This window comes from Hungatella sp. (assembly GCF_046966825.1).
In genome coordinates this window covers 1-3773 of the sequence record NZ_JBKVCZ010000249.1, presented here as the reverse complement: position 1 = coordinate 3773, position 3773 = coordinate 1, and the positions used below count along the sequence as shown (strand labels likewise).

Annotated in this window: 3 protein-coding genes and 1 pseudogene; all 4 read left to right on the top strand. The window is 53.6% G+C overall.

What is annotated here, in order from left to right; translation table 11 throughout:
- Window positions 1–593: pseudogene (locus tag ACLTD4_RS33270) on the top strand (hydroxymethylbilane synthase); the annotation flags it as partial.
- A gap of 2 nt (window positions 594–595) precedes the next feature.
- Window positions 596–2116 carry a uroporphyrinogen-III C-methyltransferase gene (gene cobA / locus ACLTD4_RS33265; protein WP_117620913.1) on the top strand — a complete coding sequence of 507 codons (1521 nt, stop codon included), beginning with the start codon at window positions 596–598 and terminating at the stop codon, window positions 2114–2116.
- Window positions 2117–2329: 213 nt separating this feature from the next.
- Window positions 2330–2833 (top strand): flavodoxin family protein BilS, encoded by a 504-nt coding sequence (gene bilS, locus ACLTD4_RS33260; protein WP_055656288.1) that lies wholly within the window; start codon window positions 2330–2332, stop codon window positions 2831–2833.
- Between the two features lie 23 nt (window positions 2834–2856).
- Window positions 2857–3773: ATP-dependent metallopeptidase FtsH/Yme1/Tma family protein (locus tag ACLTD4_RS33255; protein WP_412331947.1), on the top strand; the 917-nt coding region annotated here is incomplete at its 3' end.

Below are 3773 nucleotides of genomic sequence, written 5' to 3'. Positions count from 1 at the left end.
TAAGCGCGAAAAAGGAGATTGTTATCGGCACCTCCAGCTTACGACGGAGGCTTCAGATCGAGGCGCTGGGAAAGAAGCTGTGGCCCGGTTCAGTTGTGCGGTGCGAAGATATCCGGGGAAATATCCAGACGAGGATCAGAAAGATGGATGAAGGCCTCTATGACGCGATTATTCTGGCCGCTGCAGGCCTGAAACGCATGAAGATGGTAAATCCTCCGGCTGACGGTCTGGAGGAGTATTTTGAGACAAATGGGATGTATGATTTTCATTACTTTGACTGTGAGATGTTTATTCCGGCCGGAGGACAGGGAATTCTGGCCGTGGAGGGGCGGATCGAGGACAGGACCTGCGAGCTGGCGGTGCGCATCCAGGACGAGGAGGCGAAGACGTGCCTCATACTGGAACGGAAGATCTTAAAGCTGCTGGAGGCGGGCTGTCACGAACCGATCGGCGTGTACTCCAGAATCAGGAACGAACAGATCGAAGTATTTGGAATCAACAGGCGGAACGGAGAAACGAAGCGTGTGTATCTGACAGGCGGGACCGGGGAGCTGGATCTTCTTGCGGAACGCGCGGCGAAAGGACTGAGATAGAGATGAAGGAAACGGGTAAAGTATTTCTGGTCGGAGCAGGCCCTGGAGATCCGGGACTGATTACGGAAAAAGGGTTAAAGAGGCTGCGGGAATGTGATGTGGTGGTTTACGACCATCTGGCGTCCGAGCGCTTTTTAGACGAGGTTCCGGAGGAGAGCCAAAGGATATACGTGGGAAAAAAGGCAGGCTGCCACTACATGAAGCAGGAGGAGATCAATCAGCTTTTGGTGGATCTGGCCAGGGAGGGAAAGAACGTGGTCCGGTTAAAGGGCGGTGATCCCTTCGTCTTTGGACGCGGCGGGGAAGAGGTGATGGCTGTTTCCCGGGAAGGCATTCCTTTTGAGGTGGTATCCGGAGTCACATCGGCGGTCGCCGCGCTGGCATCGGCGGGGATTCCGGTGACGCACCGGGCCGTCAGCAGGAGCTTTCATATCATGACCGGCCATACCATGACGGAGGCGGGAAAGCTGCCTCTCGATTTCTCGGAGTTTGCAAAGCTTTCGGGCACTCTGATCTTTCTCATGGGGCTGTCTCATCTTCCGCTGATCGTAAAAGGGCTTATGGAGAACGGAAAACCGGGAAGCACGCCAGCGGCGGTCATCGAAAAGGGCACGCTGCCGGGACAGCGCGTCGTGCGCGGAACGCTTGACACCATGGAACAGCGGGTGGCGGAGGAAGGGATTGGAACCCCGGCCATCATCGTTGTGGGGGAAGTGACTGCGCTGGATTTCGCCTCCACGTACCACGAGCCTCTGGAAGGCGCCAGAGTGGCGGTGACCGGAACGGATCTGCTGGCAGCCAAGCTGAGAAAGAGTCTGGAGGAGGCGGGAGCCTATACAGAGTGTGTCCTCAGCATGGAACTGGAATCCCACCGGTCCGGTGAGGCGATGAAGACCGCCTATGAGAGAATGGCGGATTACAGATGGATCGTATTTACCAGCGCCAATGCGGTGCGTGAGTTCTTTCTCGGCCTTCTGGAGAGCGGAGGGGATAACCGCAGGCTCGGCCATGTGAAGTTTGCCGCTGTGGGTAAGGGAACGGCAAAGGAACTGCTCCGGTACGGATTTACGACGGATTACACGCCGGAGGAGTACTGCGCGGCCGCCCTTGCCGAGGGGCTTAAGCGCGTTGTGAAGGAGGGGGAACGCCTCCTGATCCCGAGGTCCTTCAAAGGCTCGCCGGAACTGGTTGAGATTCTGGACAGCGCCGGAATCGTGTACGATGATATTGTCCTTTACGATGTGGCAGAACGGAGAAAGGGAGCGAAGGAAATGGCGGAATCCCTCAAAAAAGCGGATTACTTAACGTTTGCCAGCGGTTCCGGAGTGGACGCCTTCTTTGAAAATGCGGGTGAAGACGTGACCGCGCTTCTGGACGGGATTCGTGTGGTGTGTATCGGCGATATTACGGCCAGAAAGCTGGAGGAGCACGGAAGAAAGGCAGATGTGACAGCTGCCAGATTCACGGTGGAAGGCATGACGGAGGCCATCTCCCGGGACTGGAACCGGGGAAGCGAAAACTGATTCTCACGCTTTCGAGAGCATCGGTGGAAAAAGGAACCTGTCTACAGTGCGTAAATTCACAGAAAAATTCTGAAAAGATATAAAATAAAAACAATAAAATCTTAAAAAAACATAAAGTAGATAAACATTTCCGATTTGATCTTGATATATGTGAATTTTAGGTATATTTTATTACTAGAGGAATGTGAGTGCTCATAGCGAGGAGGCAGGATCATGGATTATTTGGTTGTTTATACAAGCAATACAGGCAATACAGAAAAAGTAGCGATGAAAATATTCGATTCATTACCGGGCCGTTCGAAGGATATCCAGAGGCTGGAGGAGCTGCGTGACGAGGAGGCGGATACCTACTTCGTGGGCTTCTGGAATGACAGAGGCACCTGCGGGAGCCGTGTGATGGAATTCCTTTCCGGTCTGCACGGCAAGAAGGTGGCTCTCTTCGGGACCTGCGGGATGGGCGGAAGCAGTGAGTATTTTAAACAGGTGGAGAACCGGGTGTCCGTCTTTGTGCCTGAGGATAATGAGTATCTGGGCTGTTTTCTATGCGGCGGCAAGATGATGCCACAGGTACTGGACCGTTACAAACAGATGCAGGCCATCAACGATTCCGCCCAGATCCGGACGATGATAGCCGCGTACGAGGAGGGAATGCTTCATCCCGATGAACAGGATTTCCGGGATGCGGAAGCATTTGTGGAAGAGGTTCTTAATAAGTAACTGGCGGATAAAGGAGAAAAAGCATGGGTATCAAAAATGAGGACGACAATAAAAGCCCAAGAAAACCATTTATATACTACTATTTAATCGTCATGATCGTCATGATTCTGTTCAACGCGCTGATGGTGCCGTGGATACAGTCCAGAACCGTGATCGAGGTGCCGTACAGTACGTTCCTTGAGAAGGTGGACGCCGGGCAGGTGACGGATGTCGCCAGAACGGACTCGGAAATCCAGTTTATTGCGAACACAGGCGAGAAGGACAGGAATGGAAAAGAGATATACGCGACGTATAAGACAGGCCCGTGGCCGGATGAACAGCTGACCGAACGGCTTCTGGCTCATAAAGAAATCAATTTCCAGAAGACAATTGTGGAGCCGGTGAATCCGCTGCTGTCATTTTTCTTAACCTGGATTCTTCCGATTCTGATATTCGTATTCCTTGGGAATATGATGGCGAAGCAGATGCAGAAGCGTATGGGCGGCGGCAATGCCATGACCTTTGGAAAATCCAATGCCAAGATTTACGCGGAGTCGGAGACCGGCAAGACCTTTGCCGACGTGGCGGGCCAGGAAGAGGCCAAGGATGCCCTGAAGGAAATCGTGGATTTCCTCCATAACCCGCAGAAATATGCGGATATCGGCGCCAGCCTTCCGAAGGGCGCGCTGCTGGTTGGCCCTCCTGGTACCGGCAAGACGCTTCTCGCCAGAGCCGTGGCGGGTGAGGCACACGTGCCGTTCTTCTCCATCTCCGGTTCGGAATTCGTAGAGATGTTTGTCGGCATGGGCGCTTCCAAGGTAAGGGATCTGTTTAAGCAGGCTAACGAGAAGGCCCCCTGTATCGTCTTCATCGATGAGATCGATACCATCGGTAAGAAACGTGACGGCGGCGGCTTCAGCGGCAACGATGAGAGGGAGCAGACGTTGAATCAGCTTCTGGC